The organism is Saccharopolyspora hirsuta (assembly GCF_008630535.1).
GTDB classification, from domain to species: domain Bacteria; phylum Actinomycetota; class Actinomycetes; order Mycobacteriales; family Pseudonocardiaceae; genus Saccharopolyspora; species Saccharopolyspora hirsuta.
The window spans coordinates 327814-346216 of the sequence record NZ_VWPH01000003.1; the positions used below are offsets into that span (position 1 = coordinate 327814).

General features: G+C 70.1%; 18 protein-coding genes and 1 tRNA gene. 12 read left to right on the forward strand and 7 right to left on the reverse strand.

The window, feature by feature from the left end; translation table 11 throughout:
• The first annotated feature begins 25 nt into the window (after window positions 1-25).
• Window positions 26-880: an oxidoreductase gene (locus F1721_RS07700; RefSeq protein ID WP_150065856.1), complete on the forward strand. Its 855-nt coding sequence runs from the start codon at window positions 26-28 to the stop codon at window positions 878-880.
• Between the two features lie 524 nt (window positions 881-1404).
• Here the strand turns inward: F1721_RS07700 and F1721_RS07705 are convergent.
• Window positions 1405-1487: transfer RNA gene (locus F1721_RS07705), tRNA-Leu, on the reverse strand.
• A gap of 212 nt (window positions 1488-1699) precedes the next feature.
• On the opposite strand from F1721_RS07705, the gene F1721_RS07710 reads away from it, so the two are divergent.
• The 7 genes from F1721_RS07710 to pknB are packed head-to-tail and all read left to right on the forward strand — an operon-like array spanning window position 1700 to window position 11147.
• The gene (locus tag F1721_RS07710) at window positions 1700-3052 is read left to right on the forward strand and encodes an FhaA domain-containing protein (RefSeq protein ID WP_150065857.1); all 1353 of its coding nucleotides are present in this window, start codon (window positions 1700-1702) and stop codon (window positions 3050-3052) included.
• A 45-nt stretch (window positions 3053-3097) separates the two neighbouring features.
• The gene (locus tag F1721_RS07715; RefSeq protein ID WP_150065858.1) at window positions 3098-3559 is read left to right on the forward strand and encodes an FHA domain-containing protein FhaB/FipA; all 462 of its coding nucleotides are present in this window, start codon (window positions 3098-3100) and stop codon (window positions 3557-3559) included.
• Window positions 3556-4998: a PP2C family protein-serine/threonine phosphatase gene (locus F1721_RS07720; RefSeq protein WP_150065859.1), complete on the forward strand. Its 1443-nt coding sequence runs from the start codon at window positions 3556-3558 to the stop codon at window positions 4996-4998. The genes F1721_RS07715 and F1721_RS07720 overlap by 4 nt, the downstream gene beginning before the upstream one ends.
• Window positions 4998-6410 carry an FtsW/RodA/SpoVE family cell cycle protein gene (locus F1721_RS07725; RefSeq protein ID WP_150065860.1) on the forward strand — a complete coding sequence of 471 codons (1413 nt, stop codon included), beginning with the start codon at window positions 4998-5000 and terminating at the stop codon, window positions 6408-6410. The genes F1721_RS07720 and F1721_RS07725 overlap by 1 nt, the downstream gene beginning before the upstream one ends.
• Window positions 6407-7864, forward strand: coding sequence for a peptidoglycan D,D-transpeptidase FtsI family protein (locus F1721_RS07730; protein ID WP_150065861.1), 1458 nt, complete (start codon window positions 6407-6409; stop codon window positions 7862-7864). Before F1721_RS07725 ends, F1721_RS07730 begins: the two co-directional genes overlap by 4 nt.
• Before the next feature lie 3 nt (window positions 7865-7867).
• Window positions 7868-9148 (forward strand): serine/threonine-protein kinase, encoded by a 1281-nt coding sequence (locus F1721_RS07735; RefSeq protein ID WP_150065862.1) that lies wholly within the window; start codon window positions 7868-7870, stop codon window positions 9146-9148.
• 37 nt (window positions 9149-9185) lie between these two features.
• Window positions 9186-11147, forward strand: coding sequence for a Stk1 family PASTA domain-containing Ser/Thr kinase (gene pknB, locus F1721_RS07740; RefSeq protein WP_150065863.1), 1962 nt, complete (start codon window positions 9186-9188; stop codon window positions 11145-11147).
• A 57-nt stretch (window positions 11148-11204) separates the two neighbouring features.
• On the opposite strand, the gene F1721_RS07745 is transcribed toward pknB, so the two are convergent.
• The 3 genes from F1721_RS07745 to F1721_RS07750 form a co-directional block, all read right to left on the reverse strand.
• Window positions 11205-11846, reverse strand: a complete 642-nt coding sequence (locus tag F1721_RS07745) for an aminodeoxychorismate/anthranilate synthase component II (RefSeq protein WP_150065864.1) — start codon at window positions 11844-11846, stop codon at window positions 11205-11207.
• A gap of 253 nt (window positions 11847-12099) precedes the next feature.
• The gene (locus F1721_RS34345; RefSeq protein WP_170301392.1) at window positions 12100-12255 is read right to left on the reverse strand and encodes a hypothetical protein; all 156 of its coding nucleotides are present in this window, start codon (window positions 12253-12255) and stop codon (window positions 12100-12102) included.
• On the reverse strand, window positions 12255-13067 hold the full coding sequence (locus F1721_RS07750; RefSeq protein ID WP_150065865.1) for a class E sortase: 813 nt from the start codon (window positions 13065-13067) through the stop codon (window positions 12255-12257). The genes F1721_RS34345 and F1721_RS07750 overlap by 1 nt, the downstream gene beginning before the upstream one ends.
• 188 nt (window positions 13068-13255) lie before the next feature.
• On the opposite strand from F1721_RS07750, the gene crgA reads away from it, so the two are divergent.
• The gene (gene crgA, locus F1721_RS07755) at window positions 13256-13522 is read left to right on the forward strand and encodes a cell division protein CrgA (protein ID WP_150065866.1); all 267 of its coding nucleotides are present in this window, start codon (window positions 13256-13258) and stop codon (window positions 13520-13522) included.
• A 163-nt stretch (window positions 13523-13685) separates the two neighbouring features.
• Window positions 13686-14093, forward strand: a complete 408-nt coding sequence (locus F1721_RS07760) for a PH domain-containing protein (RefSeq protein ID WP_150065867.1) — start codon at window positions 13686-13688, stop codon at window positions 14091-14093.
• 6 nt (window positions 14094-14099) lie between these two features.
• On the opposite strand, the gene F1721_RS07765 is transcribed toward F1721_RS07760, so the two are convergent.
• Entirely contained in the window at window positions 14100-15029 is a 930-nt protein-coding gene (locus F1721_RS07765) for a rhomboid family intramembrane serine protease (RefSeq protein ID WP_246154466.1), read from the reverse strand.
• Between the two features lie 36 nt (window positions 15030-15065).
• Complete coding sequence (locus tag F1721_RS07770) at window positions 15066-15614, reverse strand: peptidylprolyl isomerase (RefSeq protein ID WP_170301393.1); 549 nt, start codon at window positions 15612-15614, stop codon at window positions 15066-15068.
• A gap of 269 nt (window positions 15615-15883) precedes the next feature.
• Here F1721_RS07770 and F1721_RS07775 point away from each other — a divergent pair, with 269 nt between their 5' ends.
• Both F1721_RS07775 and F1721_RS07780 read left to right on the forward strand, forming a co-directional pair.
• Window positions 15884-16456, forward strand: a complete 573-nt coding sequence (locus F1721_RS07775) for a hypothetical protein (protein WP_150065868.1) — start codon at window positions 15884-15886, stop codon at window positions 16454-16456.
• A 96-nt stretch (window positions 16457-16552) separates the two neighbouring features.
• Window positions 16553-17047: an SRPBCC family protein gene (locus tag F1721_RS07780; RefSeq protein ID WP_150065869.1), complete on the forward strand. Its 495-nt coding sequence runs from the start codon at window positions 16553-16555 to the stop codon at window positions 17045-17047.
• Window positions 17048-17061: 14 nt separating this feature from the next.
• Here F1721_RS07780 and F1721_RS07785 read toward each other — a convergent pair whose 3' ends face one another.
• On the reverse strand, window positions 17062-18303 hold the full coding sequence (locus F1721_RS07785) for an MFS transporter (protein WP_150065870.1): 1242 nt from the start codon (window positions 18301-18303) through the stop codon (window positions 17062-17064).
• Between the last annotated feature and the right edge of the window lie 100 nt (window positions 18304-18403).

The window sequence follows — 18403 nt, forward strand, 5'->3', positions numbered from 1 at the left end:
GCCGTCACCGAAAGGAAAATCGCTGATGAGCAAGACGTTCCTGGTCACCGGTGTCAGCACCGGGCTCGGACTCGCGATCGCCCGGCGGGCGCTGGCGGCCGGGCACCGGGTCGCTGGCACGGTGCGCACCGAGGAGCACGCGGCCGCCTTCCAGGCCCTGGACGCCGAACGCGCCCGGGCCTTCATCCTCGACCTGACCGAAGAGGACCGGATCGAGCCGACGGTGCGCGCCGCCGAAGCCGCGCTGGGGCCGATCGAGGTGCTGGTGGCCAACGCCGGGTACGGCGTCGAGGGCACCTTCGAGGAATCCCCGATGTCCGACCTGCGCCGCCAGTTCGAGGTCAACGTGTTCGGCACGGTGGCGACCGTGAAGGCGGTGCTGCCCGGCATGCGCGAGCGGCGGAGCGGCCACATCTTCGTGATCACCTCGATGGGCGGGATGACCACGTTCCCCGGCCTGTCCTTCTACGAGGGCAGCAAGCACGCGATGGAGGGCATCACGGAAGGACTGGCGCAGGAGGTCGCGCAGTTCGGGGTGCGGGTGACCGCGGTGGCCCCCGGCGCCTTCGCCACCGACTGGGCGGGCCGGTCGCTGACCCGCACGCCGCGCAGCATCCCCGACTACGACGAGCTGTTCGACCCGATCCGCGCCCGCCGCCAAGCCCTGGCAGGCCAGGGGATCGGCGACCCCGACCGCGCAGGCCGAGCCATCCTCACCGTGCTCGAAGCCGACGAGCCACCCGTGCACCTCCTGCTCGGCTCGGACGCCCTGCGCCTGGTCACGGCCGGACGCCAACGGGTCCAGAACGACATCGACACCTGGAAGGACCTCACCCTCTCCACCGACCGCCCCGAAGGCGGAGCCACCGTCTCCGCCTGACCCGACAACGCCGCGCGTGGTCGACCAACCCGAACCTGGTCGACCACGCCGACGTGCTGCGGCGAAGAGACCGAACTGTTCGCTGTCCGCTGAACCCACCCGGGCCCCGAACATGACAAACCCCACTCCCCAGCGAAAAGACCAACCTCACACCGAAAAACCCCAGCACAACCACCAAACCGGACAAACCAAACCCAAAACCCGACCCCACCCCGAAAACCGAGAAACACCCCACACCCCAACACCTCAGAACCGGAGAAGGAGGAGGAGAAGGACCACCGCGAACCGCAGCCCGCGAACCACCGAAGCCGCAAGGCGAGCAACGAGAGACAAAACGAGAGGCCGGTCACCCCACCGCACAAGGTGACCAACCCGCTGGTCCCCAACCCAGGCCGGGAACGCCACCCATCGCAAGGAGCAAGAAGAAAGGTGCCCACCGCACCGTGGGGGCCTACGGGGGCTCGGCCCCCGTAAAGAAATACGAAGAAGGCCCCCGGCGAAGCATGAGCCGGGGGCCTTCCGAGTGGGCGAGGAGGGAGTTGAACCCTCACGTCCTTTCGGACACACGGACCTGAACCGTGCGCGTCTGCCATTCCGCCACTCGCCCGTGGCTTGGCTGGAAGCTTACACTGCCTACTTCCGGCCTTCGGCACCGGGGTCGCTTTCGCTTCCCTGCTGCCCTGTTGGCGGAAGTAGATTAGCACGGGCTGACGAGGGGCTTCGACGGGGGGTCGGACTTGTTGGGAACTGGGCGGTGTCTCGGCCCGTTGACCCAGATACGATGGGTGCCAGGAGTCGTACGCGTGGAAGGAAATTGCCGTGGGCCTCGTGCAGCGCTTTGAGCGCCGACTCGAAGGCATCGTCGGCAACGGCTTCGCGCGCGTTTTCGGCGGGAAGGTCGTACCCCAGGAGGTCGCCCAGGCGCTGCAGCGGGACGCCGAGCTGCAGGTCCGGGAGCTCGCCGGGGGGCGGCTGCTCGCGTGCAACAACTACGTTGTGCAACTGAGCCCGTCCGATCACGATCGGCTCACCGACGACGAGGACCGGGTGACCGACCTCCTCGCCGACTGCGTTCAGGAGCATCTCACCGAGCAGGGGTGGGACACATATGGTGACGTCGTAGTCTCCCTGGAGCGCTCTGAGACGCTGCACACGGGACAGTTTCGAATCAGTTCGACCGTCGACCCCGACGTGACTCGACGGCCGGCACAACCGCGTACCGCAGGAGACCGACCCATGAGCCAGCCACCAGGCCACTACCCCCAGGGAGATCCGTACAACCAGCAGGGGCAGTACGGCTACGACCAGGGTTACGGCCAAGGCCAGGACCCCAACTACGGCTACGGCCAGCAGCCCCCGGCCCCCGGCTACGACCAGGGCGGCTACGGCCAGCAGCAGCCCCCGGCGGCCGGGTACGACCAGGGCTACGGGCAGCAGCCCGGTTACGACCAGGGCGGCTACGGCCAGCCCGCCGGTTACGACCAGGGCTACGGCCAGCAGCCCGGCTATGACCAGGGCGGCTACGGCCAGCAGCCGGGCTACGACCAGGGTTACGGCCAGCCCCCGGCGGCCGGTTACGACCAGGGCTACGGGCAGCAGCCCGGTTACGACCAGGGCGGCTACGGCCAGCCCGCCGGTTACGACCAGGGCTACGGGCAGCAGCCCGGCTACGACCAGGGCTACGGCCAGCCCCCGGCGGCCGGGTACGACCAGGGCTACGGGCAGCCCGCCGGGTACGACCAGGGTTACGGCCAGCAGCCGGGCGGCGCCTACCCGCAGTCGGGCGGCTTCCCGGACCAGGGCGGCTACGGGCAGCAGCCCGGTGGCGCCTACCCGCAGAGCGCTCCCGGTGGTTACCCGCAGGGCGGCCCGCGCGGCATGATGACCGCGACGCTGCACCTCGACGACGGTTCGAACCGCTCGTACACGCTGCAGCAGGGCTCGAACATCATCGGCCGCGGCCAGGAGGGGCAGTTCCGGCTGCCCGACACCGGGGTGTCCCGCAAGCACATCGAGATCACCTGGGACGGCCAGAGCGCGATGTTGGCCGACCTCGGTTCCACGAATGGCACCACGGTGAACGGCACTCCGGTGCAGACTTGGCAGTTGGCGGACGGCGACGTGATCAGGGTCGGCCACTCCTCCCTGATCTTCCGCGCTCAGCAGGCCTGAGCCAGCGGACCGCGTCAACGACACGAGTAGGAGCGTTCACAACAAGTGCCAGAGCTGGTGATGCAGCTGACCAGAGCAGGGTTCCTCGCCCTGCTCTGGTTGTTCGTGCTGGCTGCGCTTCGAGTGGTTCGTTCGGACCTCTACTCGGCGTCCGGGATGCGGGTCCCGATGCCAGGTGCGGGTCGGGCTCCGGCGAAGGCCAGGGGCAGGAGCAAGGCGCCACGCCAGATGGTGGTGACGCACGGCGCGCTCGCCGGCACGCGCATTTCGCTGGACGGTCGGCCGATCCTGATCGGCCGGGCGGACGACTCCACGTTGGTCCTCGATGACGACTACGCGTCGACACGACACGCGAGGTTGTCGCTCCGGGGCTCCGATTGGTACGTGGAGGATCTAGGCTCCACAAACGGCACATACCTCGATCGGGCGAAGGTCACGGGGCCGACCAAGGTCCCGCTCGGCGTTCCGATCAGAATCGGCAAGACGGTGATCGAGCTGCGCTCATGACCCTCGTCCTTCACTACGCAGCCCGCAGCGACCGCGGCCTGGTTCGTTCCAACAACCAGGACTCGGTCTATGCCGGCCCACGACTACTCGCCCTCGCGGACGGCATGGGAGGCCATGCCGCCGGGGAGGTCGCCAGCAAGGTCGTCATCGCGGCGCTGGCGCCGCTGGACGACGACGAACCCAGCGACGACCTGTTGGGTGAGCTCCGCAACGCGGTGCTGACCGGCAACAGCGCCATCGCCGAGCTGGTGGCCAACGACCCGGACCTGGAAGGGATGGGCACCACGCTGACCGCTGTCCTGTTCGCGGGCAGCAAGCTCGGCCTGGTGCACATCGGCGACTCCAGGGCCTACCTGGTCCGCGACGGTGAGCTGACCCAGATAACCCACGACGACACCTTCGTGCAGTCGCTGATCGACGAAGGCCGGATCACCGAGGAGGAGGCCGCCAACCACCCGCAGCGCTCGCTGCTGCTGCACGCGTTGACCGGCCACGAGGTGGAACCGAGCCTGGCGATCCGGGAGGCCCGCGCCGGGGACCGCTACCTGCTCTGCTCGGACGGGCTGACCGGCCCGGTGAGCACCGAGACGCTGGCGGAGGCCCTGCGCATCCCGGACCCGCAGCAGTGCGCGGACCGGATGATCGAACTCGCCCTCAAGGGCGGCGGTCCGGACAACGTGACCGTGATCATCGCCGACGTCGTCGACGTCGAGTTCGGCGACGACGCCCCGATCGTCGGGGGCGCGGCGGGAAATGGCGATGAGCATCCGCAACCCGATTCGTCGGCGGCGCGCGCGTCCGCGGTGACCATGCCGCGGCCGCAGCCGCAGCGTTTCGAGCCCACCTCACCGCCGCCGGAGCAGCCGCGCAAGCGGCGTTGGCTGCGCTGGCTGCTGGTGACGTGCGGCGTGCTCATCCTGCTCGGAGGCGGTGCACTGGTCGGGCGTTGGTGGGTGCTCAACCAGTACTACATCGGTGCGAACAGCGCCGACGAGGTGGTGATCTACCAGGGCGTGCAGGGCAGCGTGCTCGGCGTCTCGCTGAACTGGCAGGTGGAGACCTCCTGCCCGCCGGACTCGGCCGCGGACTGCACCCCGATCAAGGTGACCGACCTGCAGGAGGCGCAGCGGGGCGACGTGCGCAACGGCATCACCGAGGTCAACGGCCTGCAGGACGCCCGCGAGGCGATGCGCCGGCTGCGGATGACCGCGCTGCTGCCCGAGTGCAAGAAGCCCGAGCCGCCGGCTCAGCAGCCGCCGGCTCAGCAGCCGCCGGCTCAGCAGCCGCCGACGCAGCAGCCGCCGAACGGGCAGCAGCCACCGGGTGCGGGCCTGCCGCCCGACCAGCCGCAGCCGCCCGAGGCACCCGCCCCGGATGACGCAACCCCGCTGCAGACGGAGGAGCAGAAGCCGGGCGTGACCTGCCGGATGGTGAGTTGATGCCCGAACCGGCCGCTCAGACCGGAGCGACCAGCGGCGCCCCGCGAGTTCTCACTCGGCGGGGCACCGAACTGTTCATGCTGGTTATCGCTGCGGTGATCGTCACCTTCGCGCTGCTCATCGTGGAGATCTCCCAGGAGCAGACGCTCACCAAGGAGCTCTTCCTCTACGGTGCGGCGTTCCTGGTGCTCTTCGGCGCGGCGCACTTCGCGGTGCGCCGCTGGGCGCCGTACGCGGACCCGCTGATCCTGCCCCTGGTCGCGTTGATCAACGGGCTGGGGTTGGTGATGCTGCACCGGCTCGACCTGGCCGAGGTCGTCGGCGGGCCCTTCACCGGCAAGCAGATCATGTACAGCACGGCAGGCGTGGTGCTGTTCGTCCTGGTGCTGGTGTACGTCAAGGACCACCGCACGCTGGCCCAGTACGGGTACACGTGCGGTTTCATCGGGTTGGCGCTGCTGGCGCTGCCCGGTCTGCTCCCGGCGAGCATCTCGGAGGCCAACGGCGCCAAGCTGTGGATCCGGCTCGGCCCGCTCGGGCAGATCCAGCCCGGTGAGTTCGCGAAGATCCTGCTGCTGGTCTTCTTCGCCTCGTTCCTGGTGTCCAAGCGGGAGCTGTTCACCACCGCGGGCAAGCGGTTCCTGGGCATCGACTGGCCGCGGCCGCGGGACCTGATGCCGGTGATCGTGTCCTGGGTGCTGTCCATCGGCATCGTGGTGCTGGAGAAGGACCTGGGCACCTCGCTGCTGTTCTTCGGCATCGTGCTGGTGATGATCTACATCGCCACCGAGCGCGCGGTGTGGGTCTTCCTCGGCCTGTCGATGTTCGCCCTCGGCTGCATCGTCGCGTTCAACCTGTTCGACCACGTCCAGGCCCGGGTGAACACCTGGCTGGACCCGTTGGCCGAGGGCTACGCGAACGACCAGCTGCGCACCGGGCTGTTCGGCATGGCCAACGGCGGGGTGCTCGGCTCCGGGCTCGGGTCCGGGCGGCCGAACATGACCTCGTGGGCGGTCAGCGACTTCATCATCTCCGCCATCGGTGAGGAGCTCGGCCTCGTCGGGCTGATGGCGCTGCTGATGGTGTACCTGCTGCTGATGATGCGCGGGCTGCGCAGCGCGCTGGCGGTGCGCGACTCCTTCGGGAAGCTGTTCGCCGGTGGTCTGTCGTTCACCATCGCGCTGCAGCTGTTCGTGGTCGCGGGTGGCGTCACCGGCCTGATCCCGATGACGGGTCTGACCGCGCCGTTCCTGGCCTACGGCGGTTCTTCGCTGCTGGCCAACTACATGCTGATCGCACTGCTGCTGCGGATCTCCGACGCGGCGCGCCGACCGCAGACGCCTGCCAAGCCCAAGCCCAAGCAAGCGCCTATCGCGGAAGCGCACACGGAACTGGTGGAGCGTCCCCGATGAACAAGCCACTGCGCCGAGTGGCGCTGGCCATGATGGTGATGGTCGTGCTGCTGATGGGCAACGCGACCTACGTCCAGGTCATCCGGGCCGACGAACTCCGCGACCACCCGCTGAACAAGCGGACGCTGTACGAGGAGTTCGGCCGGGAGCGCGGCCAGATCATCGCCCAGGGCCAGTCGCTGGCCAGGTCCGTGCCCAACGACGACAACCGCTACAAGTGGCTGCGCACCTATCCGAGCGGGCCGCTGTACGCCCCGGTGACCGGGTTCTACTCGTTCTACTACGGCTCCAACGGAATCGAGCGCGCCCAGGACAAGATCCTCACCGGCAAGGACGACAGCTTGGCGTTCGACCGGCTGTCGGACATGATCACCGGCAAGGAGGCGCGCGGCGGCAGCGTCGAGCTGACCATCAACCCGGCCATGCAGCAGGTCGCCTACGAGCAGCTGACCAAGCAGGGCTACGAGGGTTCGGTGGTGGCGCTGGACCCGCGGACCGGCGAGATCCTGACGATGGTCAACGCGCCGTCCTACGATCCGAACCTGCTGACCTCGACGGACAACAACGAGGTCGCAGCGCGGTGGAACGAGCTCAGCGAGGCCCCGGGCAACCCGATGTCCAACCGGGCGGTCTCCGAGATCTACCCGCCGGGCTCGACGTTCAAGATGATCACCACGGCGGCCGCGCTGCAGAACGGCTACAAGCCGAACAGCAAGGTGGAGACCGCCGCGCGCATCCCGCTGCCCGGCACCGCCAGCGCCACGCTGCCCAACTACGGCAGCAACACGTGCAAGGGCGACACCCTGACCGACGCCGTGGCGTACTCGTGCAACACGGCGTTCGCCAAGATCGCCGGTGAGCTCGGCGCGGACAAGCTGCGGGAGACCGCCGCCGCGTTCGGGTTCGGCGACGACCTGCAGATCCCGATGAGCGTGGCCAAGTCGGACCTCGGCGCGATGGCCGACCAGGCGGCGCTGTACCAGAGCGGCATCGGCCAGCGCGACGTGCGGGTCACCCCGCTGCAGAACGCGATGATGACCGCGGCCATCGCCAACGACGGCAAGCTGATGAAGCCGCAGCTGGTGAAGGCGACCCGCGCCCCGGACATGTCGGAGCTGGACACCCTCCGGCCGGAGGAGATGAAGCAGTCCGTCTCGCCGGAGATCGCGCACATGCTCCGCGAGATGATGATCCAGTCGGAGAAGAACACCAGGGGCTCCGGCAAGATCTCCAACGTCCAGATCGCCTCGAAGACCGGTACCGCCCAGCACGGCGACCCCGGTGACAAGCCGCACGGCTGGTACGTGGCGTTCGCGCCCGCCGAGAACCCGACCATCGCGGTCGCGGTGATCGTGGAGAACGGCGGCGACGAGGGTGCGGAGGCCACCGGCGGCTCGATCGCCGCCCCGATCGGCCGGGAGGTCATCCGGGCCGGTCTGCAGGGGGGTGGCTGACCCGTGCTGACCTCCGGCCAGTTACTCGCCGACCGGTACCGCCTCGGCAAGCGCATCGCGGTCGGCGGGATGGGCGAGGTGTGGGAGGCGGTGGACGTCCGGCTGGACCGGACCGTGGCGATCAAGGTGCTCAAGGCCGAGCTGTGCGGGGACGCCGAGTTCCTGCACCGCTTCCGCACCGAGGCGCGCACCACCGCGTCCCTGAACCACCCGGGCATCGCCGCGGTGCACGACTACGGCGAGACCGCCGCGATCCCGGACGGGCCGGAGGACACCGCATACCTGGTGATGGAGCTGGTGGAGGGCGAGCCGCTGGCGGCGATCCTCGCCCGCGAGGGCCGCATCAACACCGACCACACGCTGGACATGCTGGAGCAGGCGGGCCAGGCGCTGCAGGCCGCGCACGAGCGCGGTCTGGTGCACCGCGACGTCAAGCCCGGCAACATCCTGATCACGCCCGACGGCAAGGTGAAGCTGACCGACTTCGGCATCGCCAAGGCCGCCGACTCGGCGCCGGTGACCCGCTCCGGGATGGTGATGGGCACCGCGCACTACATCGCGCCGGAGCAGGCCCTGGGCAACGACGCCACCCCGTCCAGCGACGTGTACTCGCTGGCCGTGGTCGGCTACGAGTGCCTGATGGGGCACCGCCCGTTCCTGTCCGACAACGCGGTGACGGTCGCGATGATGCACATCCGCGACATCGCGCCGCCGCTGCCGCCGGACGTGCCGCCCGGGGTGCGGGCGCTGATCGAGGCGACCATGGCCAAGGACCCGCGGCGCCGCTACGCCGACGGCGGCGAGTTCGCCGCCGCGGTCGCCGCGGTGCGCGCCGGTCGACCGCTGCCGACGCCGTCGTCGCTGGTCGTGCCGCAGCAGCGGCAGCAGCTGGGCGTGCCGGTGAACACCGGGGTCCACCCGATGCCGACGCAGCTCCCGCCGATGGGCAACACCTATCCGCCGGGGCTGATCCCACCGCAGGCACCGGCGCCGCAGCTGCCACCACCACCGCAGCCGCCGCCGACGTCCTCGGCCAACAAGGTCGTGGTCTGGGTGCTGGTGGCGGTGCTGGCGGTGGCGGTGCTGGTCGCGGTGGGCTTCACCACGTACTGGATCGTCAACCGGGACCAAGGCCTGGGTGCGCAAGCTCACGGCCTGGATTCCACCGCGGCGCTGAGCCACACTGCGCTGCGGAAACCGGACCCGGTGGCCCCGCCGGGCACCGGAGTCGGGGAACCACCACTCGCCCTGTCGGCGTCGACCGGCGGGGGCGGATCGGCATGATGGGACGATCGTTGACAAGGATCGGAACGACGCTTCGATGAGTTCACCCCGACTTCTGTCCAACCGATACGAGCTCGGTGAGACGCTCGGCTACGGCGGCATGTCCGAGGTGTTCCGCGGCCGCGACACCCGGTTGAGCCGGGACGTGGCGGTGAAGATCCTGCGCGCCGACCTCGCCCGCGACCCCACGTTCCAGCTGCGGTTCCGGCGCGAGGCGCAGAACGCCGCCGCGCTGAACCACCCGGCGATCGTGGCCGTCTACGACACCGGTGAGACGGACTCCGAGAGCGGGCCGCTGCCGTACATCGTGATGGAGTACGTCGACGGCCGGACGCTGCGCGACATCGTCAAGACCGAGGGTCCGCTGGCGCCGCGCCGGGCGATGGAGGTCATGGCGGACGCGTCCGCGGCGCTGGACTTCAGCCACCGGCACGGCATCGTGCACCGGGACGTCAAGCCGGCCAACATCATGATCACCCGCTCCGGCGCGGTGAAGGTGATGGACTTCGGCATCGCCCGCGCGCTGGCCGACGGCCAGGCCGCGGTCACCCAGACCGCCGCGGTGATCGGCACCGCGCAGTACCTGTCGCCGGAGCAGGCCCGCGGTGAGGCGGTGGACGCGCGCAGCGACGTCTACGCCTCCGGCTGCGTGCTGTTCGAGCTGCTCACCGGGGAACCGCCGTTCACCGGCGACTCCCCGGTCGCGGTGGCCTACCAGCACGTCCGGGAGGAGCCGCGCAAGCCCTCCGACGTCAACGCGACGGTGCCCGCCTCGCTGGACGCGGTGGTGCTCAAGGCGCTGAGCAAGAACCCGGCGAACCGCTACCAGTCGGCCGCGGAGATGCGCGCCGACCTGGTGCGGGTGCTGTCCGGGCAGCGCCCGAAGGCTCCGATGATCATGTCGGACGAAGAGCGCACCGCGATGCTGACCCAGAACTCGGCGACCGAGCTGATGTCGCCGGGTCGGCACCGGTCGGTGGACCGCGACCCGGAGGAGCCGGTCGACGACGAGAAGGAGCGCAAGCGCCGCCGGACCCGGACGGTCGCGGCGGTCACGGTGGCCTGCGTGGCGGTCTTCGCGCTGGCCGCGTGGGCGATCACCCTGCTGGTCGGCAACAGCGGCTCGAAGACGGAGCCGGTGCCGAACCTGGTGGGCATGATGAAGATCCGCGCGCAGGAGGAGGCGCAGAAGCTGGGCTGGCGGGTCAAGGTCAATCCGTGCCCCTCCAAACCGGAGGAGATCGACAAGATCGTCAGCCAGCGGCCCGAGTACCCGGCGCAGCTCAACAAGGAGACCTCCGAGATCGTGCTGTGCTCCGGCACCGGCCCGGAGAGCGTGCAGGTCCCGGACCTCGAGGGCCTGACGATGTCCCAGGCGCAGCAGAAGCTGGACTCGCTCGGCCTCAAGCTGGGCCTCTCGCCGGAGCGCCGGGAGACCTCCGACCCCAAGATGGTCCAGAAGATCATGGACTGGGACAGCCGGGGCAGCTCCGTCGCCAAGGGCACCACGATCAACGTCGTGATCGGCGTGGAGATCGAGACGGTCGAGGTCCGCGACGTCCGCGGCATGCCCTTCGACACGGCCAAGGCCTACCTGGAGGGCGCCGGGTTCTCCGTCAAGAAGCAGACCCGGGACTCCGACCAGCCGACGGACACGGTGATCGACCAGACCCCGTCGGGCGGCTCCAAGGTCCGCCCGAAGTCCGAGGTGGTGCTGGTGGTCTCCAACGGCCAGCAGATGACGGTACCGTCGCTGACCGGCATGTCCCCGAGCGAGGCCAGGGCGGCGCTGCAGGCCCAGGGCTGGACCGGTGAGATCAACGAGGTCAGCCAGGAGACCGCGGACAAGGACATGGACGGCAAGGTGGTCAGCTCCTCGCCGGGAGCGGGCCAGAAGATCAGCCGGAACCAGACGGTGACGATCTACGTCGGCGAGTACACCAGCTCACCGACCACCAGCCCGGGCAACGGCGGCGGCCTCTTCCCGCCGTTCGACTGACCCGAAGACCGCGAAGGGCCACCTCCCGCCGGGGAGGTGGCCCTTCGTCGTTCGCGGTCAGCGCTGGGCGGCTGCGGCGACTTCGCGCATGCCCCGCTCGAGGTCGGCGACCAGGTGCTCGTCCACCGGGTGGCCCGCGGTGGCCATCCAGTTCGCCAGCATGCGGTGGCCGCCGTCGGTGAGCACCGACTCGGGGTGGAACTGGACGCCCTCGACCGGCAGCTCGCGGTGGCGCATGCCCATCACGATGCCCGAGGCGGTGCGGGCGGTGATCTCGAAGTCGTCCGGGATGGTGTCCGCGCGGACGATCAGCGAGTGGTAGCGGGTCGCGATGAACGGCTCCGGCAGCCCGGCGAACACCCCGGCGCCGGAGTGGTGGATCTCGCTGACCTTGCCGTGCAGCAGCTCGGGCGCCCGCTCGACGACCCCGCCCCACACCGCGCCGATGGCCTGGTGCCCGAGGCACACGCCCAGCACCGGCTTGCGCTCCGCCGCGCAGCGCTGGATGAGCTCCATCGTGCGCCCGGCGCGGTCCGGCGTGCCCGGACCGGGGCTGAGCAGCACGCCGTCGGCGGTCGCCACGTCGTCGTCGGTGACGACGTCGTTGCGGCGCACGACGCAGTCCGCGCCCAGCTGCGCGAGGTACTGCACGAGGTTGTAGACGAAGCTGTCGTAGTTGTCGACGACGAGTACGCGCACGCCGCCAGCGTACGCGCGCCCGCCAGGTCCCGTCCTTCCGGTTTTGAACCTGTTCCTGTCCTTGTCTTTGAAGCGGCGAAGCCGCTTAGCCCACCTACGCAGCTTGCACCGCCGCGGGTTCTCAGCGTTCGCCTGGCGAGGACGGCCCAACTGCCGTGTATTCGCATACATAAAGTTGGGCACCCGGAGTCCAGGCGGGCGCTGAGGTTCCGCCACCCGCACCGCCACGCAAGACGAGTTCGCCAGAGTGCTTCTAGTGAGTGGTCACCTCGTTGAACGGGAGCAGCGGGTCCAGCCACGGGAACACCACGAACAGCAGCAGTGCGACGGCCAGCGCTACCAGCAGCACCGCCTGCACCGCCTTCGCGCCGGTGCCGCCGGGGAGGTGGCGCCAGATCCACCCGTACATCAGCGTTCCTCCAGCTCAGCGGGCCGCAGCTCCGGGTGCGCCGGGTCCTTCGGGTACTCCGTGGTGAGCACGCCGTGCACGATCAGCCGCTGCTCCGCGGAGAACTCCGGGTGGCAGGTGGTCAGCGTGATGAGCCTGGTCTGCGCGTCCGGGGGCAGCAGGTCGACCGGCTGGCCGGGCACCGGGTGGATCACCTCGCCCTGCGAGGGCAGCACGATGCGGCGGCCGTGCGCCTGCTCGTACGGCCCGCCGATCGGCGCCACGCCCGCGCAGCGCGGGTCCCCGCCGTGCCCGTCCCAACCGGCTACCTCGTCGGCCATCGGCAGCACGCGGTAGACGTACCAGCGCGTCCCGGTCTCCACGACCAGCGGGTCGCAGGAGTTCAGCTGGTCCAGGTCGTTGAACGGCGCACCCTTGCCGATCCGGTGCCCGGCCACCGCGAAGTTGCCGCGCTCACCGGGCCAGGCGGTGCCGGTGTAGTGGCCCGGGCCCGCGGACAGGGTCCTGCTGTCGGTGCCCTCCAGGACGGCGAACCGGAAGTCCGGCCCGAACTTCGGCAGGTACAGCTGCGCGAAGCCCTCCCCGGTGCTCGGCGGAGGTGGCGGCGCGGCCGGCGGCGGCTGCTGCCACCGGGTCAGCAGCTGGTCGGTGGCCGCGGCCTGCTCGCGCGCGGTGGACCAGTCCGTCACGTAGACCGCGTAGAACACGAACAGCAGCAGCACCAGGCCAGCGGTGATCAGCAGCTCGCCGAGCACCCGCAGCGCGGAGCGGACGCGTCGGCGTTCCGGCGGCGGGGCCTCGGGGTGCTCCACGGCATGTTCTCCGTCACAGCTCGGACCGGATCGTCTCCGGGCGAAATGACCACAGGCGGGCTCTAGATCAGCTCTGTGATTACGTTAACGTGGTACCTGGAACAACGAACCGATCCGCAGCTGGTTTCGCGGGTCGGCGACCGCCCGAGCACGCGGCACCCGCGGCCGCACCACCTGGCGAGGACACCATGCCGAAGTCCAAGGTCCGCAAGAAGGACTCACCCACCCCGGTGACTGATCGCCGCACGCCGGTGAAGGCGAAGGCGGTCGGTCCGTCGCACCCCATCTACGTCGCAGTGATGCTGGGGATGATGATCATCGGGCTGCTGTGGCTGGTGATCAACTACATCGCGGGCGAGAAGATCTCGTTCATGGCCGACCTCGGCGGCTGGAACTTCGCCGTCGGGTTCGCCTTCATGATCGTCGGCCTGCTGATGACGATGCGTTGGCGCTGACCGCACCGCAGCGATGCGTGGTCGAGGCCCGGAGGGCGCAATCCCTTCGGGCCTCACTCATCTCGTCGGGGGATTGACGCACGGTCAGCGAACAACACGGGTGTAAGTCATCCCCAGTGGGGATAACTCCTGTGGATAACTCATCGGTAGCGGGTGGATAACGGTGGACGAGCCCAACGGATCGCAGCAGTGGTCGACCCCGATCGGGTTGGTGGCCACCGGCTGGGTGCTGACCGCAGCAGCTGTCATCTGGTGGTTCGCCGCCGAGGCCGCGGTGGACCGGCTGTTCGTCGGGGTCCTGGTGCTCGCCTTCGCCGCCGCCTCGGCGCACGCCACCATCTGCCGCCCGCGGCTGAGCGCGAACCGCAGCGGGATCACCGTCCGCAGCTTGGGCGGCCGACGGCACTGGCCCTGGTCGGCGGTGTCGATCCGGGTCCTCCGCCAGCGCCGCTTCGGCCGCGAGGTGCATTCCCTGGAGCTCGACGCGGACGTCCTGGTCATCCTCACCCGCCTGGACCTCGGCGCGGACCCGCAGGACGTCGCCGACGCCCTGCGCAGCTGGCGGGGCTGAACCGCCTTACGAGCCGAGCACGCCGCAGCGCGTCTCGGCCCCGGAGCCGAAGCAGACCACGTTGCCGAACTGCGCGTCGCGCGTGATCACCACCGCGAGCAGCACCACCAGGAGCACGCCGAGCGCACCGGCCTGGATCAGCACCTGCCGGTTGCGGGGCGCGTAGACCAGGGCGCCGGTCGCGAGCACGCCGAGCACCAGGCCGCCGAGGTGACCGAGCAGCGAGATCCCCGGGATCACCACGCTGGCCACGATGTTCAGCCCGATGACCACCAGCACCGGCCGCAAGCTGACCTTCAGCCGCAGCGCGGCGATGGCGATCCCGCCCATCAGCCCGTACACGGCGCCGGACGCACCGGCCACCGGCCTCAGCTCGTCGCCGAACAGGAAGACCGCGGCGCTGCCGCCGAGCAGCGACAGGACGTACACCGCGGCGAACCGCACCCGGCCGAGCAGCAGCTCCAGGTCACGACCGATCACCCACAGGGCGATCATGTTCATCGCCAGGTGCAGCAACCCGATGTGCAGGAACCCGGCGCTGAGCAGCCGCCACCACTGACCACCGGCGACCAGGATCGGCCACAGCGCGAAGTCGTCGAACAGCGGCGCGGTGAAGTTCGAGCCGATGCTGCCCGCCTGGACCGCGGTGAGCGCGAAGACGATCACGTTCACGGCGATCAGCACCGGCACCAGGATCGGCTTGTCGGACAGCCGAGCCCCGGCGACCGTCACCGCCTGCCGGGTGCTGCGCGCGCCCTGCGCGACGCAGTCGACGCACTGCTGCCCGACGGAGGCGTCGCGCAGGCACTCCGGGCACGCCGGGCGCTCGCACCGGGTGCAGCGCAGCCCGGTCGGGCGGTCGGGGTGCCGGACGCAGGTAGGCAGCTGCGGCGGCGCCCCGTCCGCCCCCGGTTGAGATCCGGGCGGAACAGTCACGTGTCGGACCCTGCCCTTTGCTCGGGTTGGCGGTGGTCAGCCGCGTTCGATCGAGACCTTCTCGATGATGATGTCGTTCACCGGGCGGTCACCCGCGCCGGTCGCGGTCTGCGCGATCGAGTCGACGACGTTGCGGGACTCCTGGTCCGCGACCTCGCCGAAGATGGTGTGCTTGTAGTTCAGCCAGGTGGTCGCGGCCACCGTGATGAAGAACTGCGAGCCGTTGGTGTTCGGCCCGGCGTTGGCCATGGCCAGCAGGTACGGCTTGGTGAACTGCAGTTCCGGGTGGAACTCGTCGCCGAACTGGTAGCCCGGGCCGCCCCGGCCGGTGCCGGTCGGGTCGCCGGTCTGGATCATGAATCCGTCGATGACGCGGTGGAAGATCACCCCGTCGTAGAACGGGCCGGACTTCTCGCCCTTCGCGTTCGGGGCTGCGTAGTCCTTGGTGCCTTCGGCGAGACCCACGAAGTTCTTGACGGTCTTGGGCGCCTGGTCGGGGAACAGGTTGATCCGGATGTCCCCCTGCGAGGTGTGCAGGGTGGCGGTCACCGTCGTCCCAACGAGCGATCCGTTGTCTTCAGCCACCCGACCATCCTGCCATCGAACAGGCCGATCGCGGTCTCTGGGTGCAGTATGGGCCTCGACGCGGCCAGCACGTCGACCGGTGGACGCCGGGCTCGAGGGGGTTTCAGGGGTGGTTCGCACAGCGGTACCGCTAGCGCCCCGGGCTGCGGGATCCCTTCCCGACGCGCGTCCGACCGGCGTCGGGCTGTCCTCGCCGGACGAACGCCGAGAACCCGACGGTGCGAGCGGCGCGAGCCGCTCGATCGAACAGGGCCCCGAGGAGGCACAGGATGGATGAGGTGAAGGCGATGGCCCGAGCTGGCGAGAGCGTGGGCAAGGCGGTGGGGACCGGCATCAAGTCCGCCCGCCGCGGTGCGAAGCGCGCGAGCGAGGTCGGCGTGGCGTTCTCCAAGCACGCCGCCGCGCTGGCCGAGCAGGAACTCGCCAACCGGGGCATCTCGACCGACGAGCTGCAGGAGAAGATCGCGCAGCGCGCCACCGGGATGTCCCGCAAGGAACTCGCCAAGCGCAGCCGCAAGGCGCGCAAGCAGTGGGAGAAGAAGGCCGCGGAGTCCCGCAAGCAGCTGGCCAAGAACACCACGGCCGCCCGCAAGGAGCTGGCCGCGCGGATCAACCCGAGCAAGCCGAAGCGCCGCAAGTGGCCGTGGGTGCTGCTGGTGCTGGCCGGGTTGGCGGCGGCCGCCGCGGTGGCGTTCTCCCGCCGCCCGGAGGAGCTCCCGGTCGCTTCCGCGGACAACGACCTCACCCGGCGCGACACCCCGGCCCGCCACCGCGCGGACCGCCCCGAGGTCCCGGCCCAGACCGACGGCCAGCACCACCCCACCTCGGAACGCTCCCACTAGCGCCCGACCGGTGAAGGGCACCTCCGCCGGAGGTGCCCTTCACCGCGTGTCCTGGATCACAGATCGGGAGCGGGCGCGCGGGGCCAGGATGCAGGCATGGCGGAAACGACGAGTTTCGATCTGCACGCGACCGTCGAGGTGGCCGCGACCGCCGAGGCGGTGTACCGGGTGGCCAGCGACATCACGCGGATGGGCGAGTGGAGCCCGGAGTGCGTAGGCGGGGAGTGGACCTCCGGCGAGCCCGGCGCGGTCGGCGCCCGGTTCGAGGGGCACAACCGCTTCCGCGACCAGACCTGGACCACCGAGTGCGAGGTGGTCGCGGCCGAGCCCAGGCGCCGCTTCGCCTGGGCGGTGCTCAGCTACTCCCCGACCTCGGACAACTCGGTGTGGTCCTTCGAGATCGAGCCGACCAGCGGCGGCTGCGCGCTGACCCAGCGCTACCGGATGAAGTCCCCGCCGACCCGGCTGCTGGCGATCCGGGACAGCCTCCCGCCGGAGAAGGCGGCGACGTTCATCGAGTTCCGCCGCGGCCGCCTCCAGGAGGCCATGCAGCAGACGGTGGAGCGGATCAAGGCGGCCGCCGAGCGCTGATCGCGCGATCGCCGTCAGGCGTGCTGGGACGCCGTGCTCTCCTGCGCCTGCGGGACCTCGGGGCGCCGGACGAACGCGGCTCCGACAGCTCCCAGCGCGCCGACCGCGGCGAAGGCGTAGAAGCCCCACGGGTAGGCGATGCCCGCCGTGAGCATCGCACCGCCGAGCAGCGGGCCGCAGATCGCGCCGATGCGCCCGATCCCGGCCGACCAGCCGAGCCCGGTCGCCCGGTTCGCCGCCGGGTAGACGCGACCGATGTAGGCGTACACGAGCACCTGCGAGCTGAACACGAAGCAACCGGCGATCAGCACCGCGACGTACACGCCGATGCCGGGCAGCTTGATGCTCAACGCTGCCAGGAACACCGCCGACGCCGCGAACCAGCCGATGGTGGACAGCCGCGGCCCGACCCGGTCGGCCACCGCCCCGGCGACCAGCAGCCCGATCACCGCGCCGATGTTCAGCGTCAGCAGCAACCCCAGCGCCGCGCCGAGCGGGTAACCGGCGGACTTCATGATCTGCGGCAACCAGGTGTTGAGCCCGTAGACCAGCAGCAGCCCCATGAACGACGTGACCCAGAAGGCGATGGTGGCGCGGGCGAACCCGCCGCGGAACAGCGAGGCGACAGCCTCCGCCCCGCCGCTGATCCCGTGCTCCGGCTTGGCGCGCTGGAAGGACTCCGACTCGGGCAGGTGGCGCAGCATGAGCGGCACGAGCACCAGCGCCGGAGCCGCCCCGATGACGAACATCGCGCGCCACCCCAAGCTGGGCAGGACCGCGATCCCGAGCAGCGCGGTGAGCACCGCCCCGACGTGGTAGCCGGTCATGATCGTCGTGGTGGCGCTCCCGCTCTTGCCCGCGCGAGCGTGCTCGGTGACCAGGGCGATCGCGGTCGGCAGGCAACCGCCGAGGCCGAGCCCGGCGAGGAACCGCAGCAGGCCGAACACGAACACCGAGGGCGCGACCGCGCACAGCGCGGTGAGCAGCGAGAAGCTGGTCACCGCGAAGATCAGCGCCTTGCGCCGACCGATGACGTCGGTGACCGTCCCGATGGCGAGCGCACCGATGGTCATCCCGACCAACCCGGCGGTCGACACCACGGAAGCGCTGGCGGCGGTCAGCCCCCACTGCTGCGACTCCAGCAGCACCGGCAGCACGCTGCCGAGCACGACGAGGTCGAACCCGTCCAGCAGCACGGCGGTCCAGCACAGCGGCAGCACCCACCCGCTCCGCCCCGTGAAACTTCGCCCGGCCATCGCCCAACCTCCCTGCTGCGCTGCAGAAATCCCGGTGCAGGGATGTTGCACGCTCAACCACCCCGCTCGGCACACCGCCTTCCGCTAGCCGGAAGGGAAA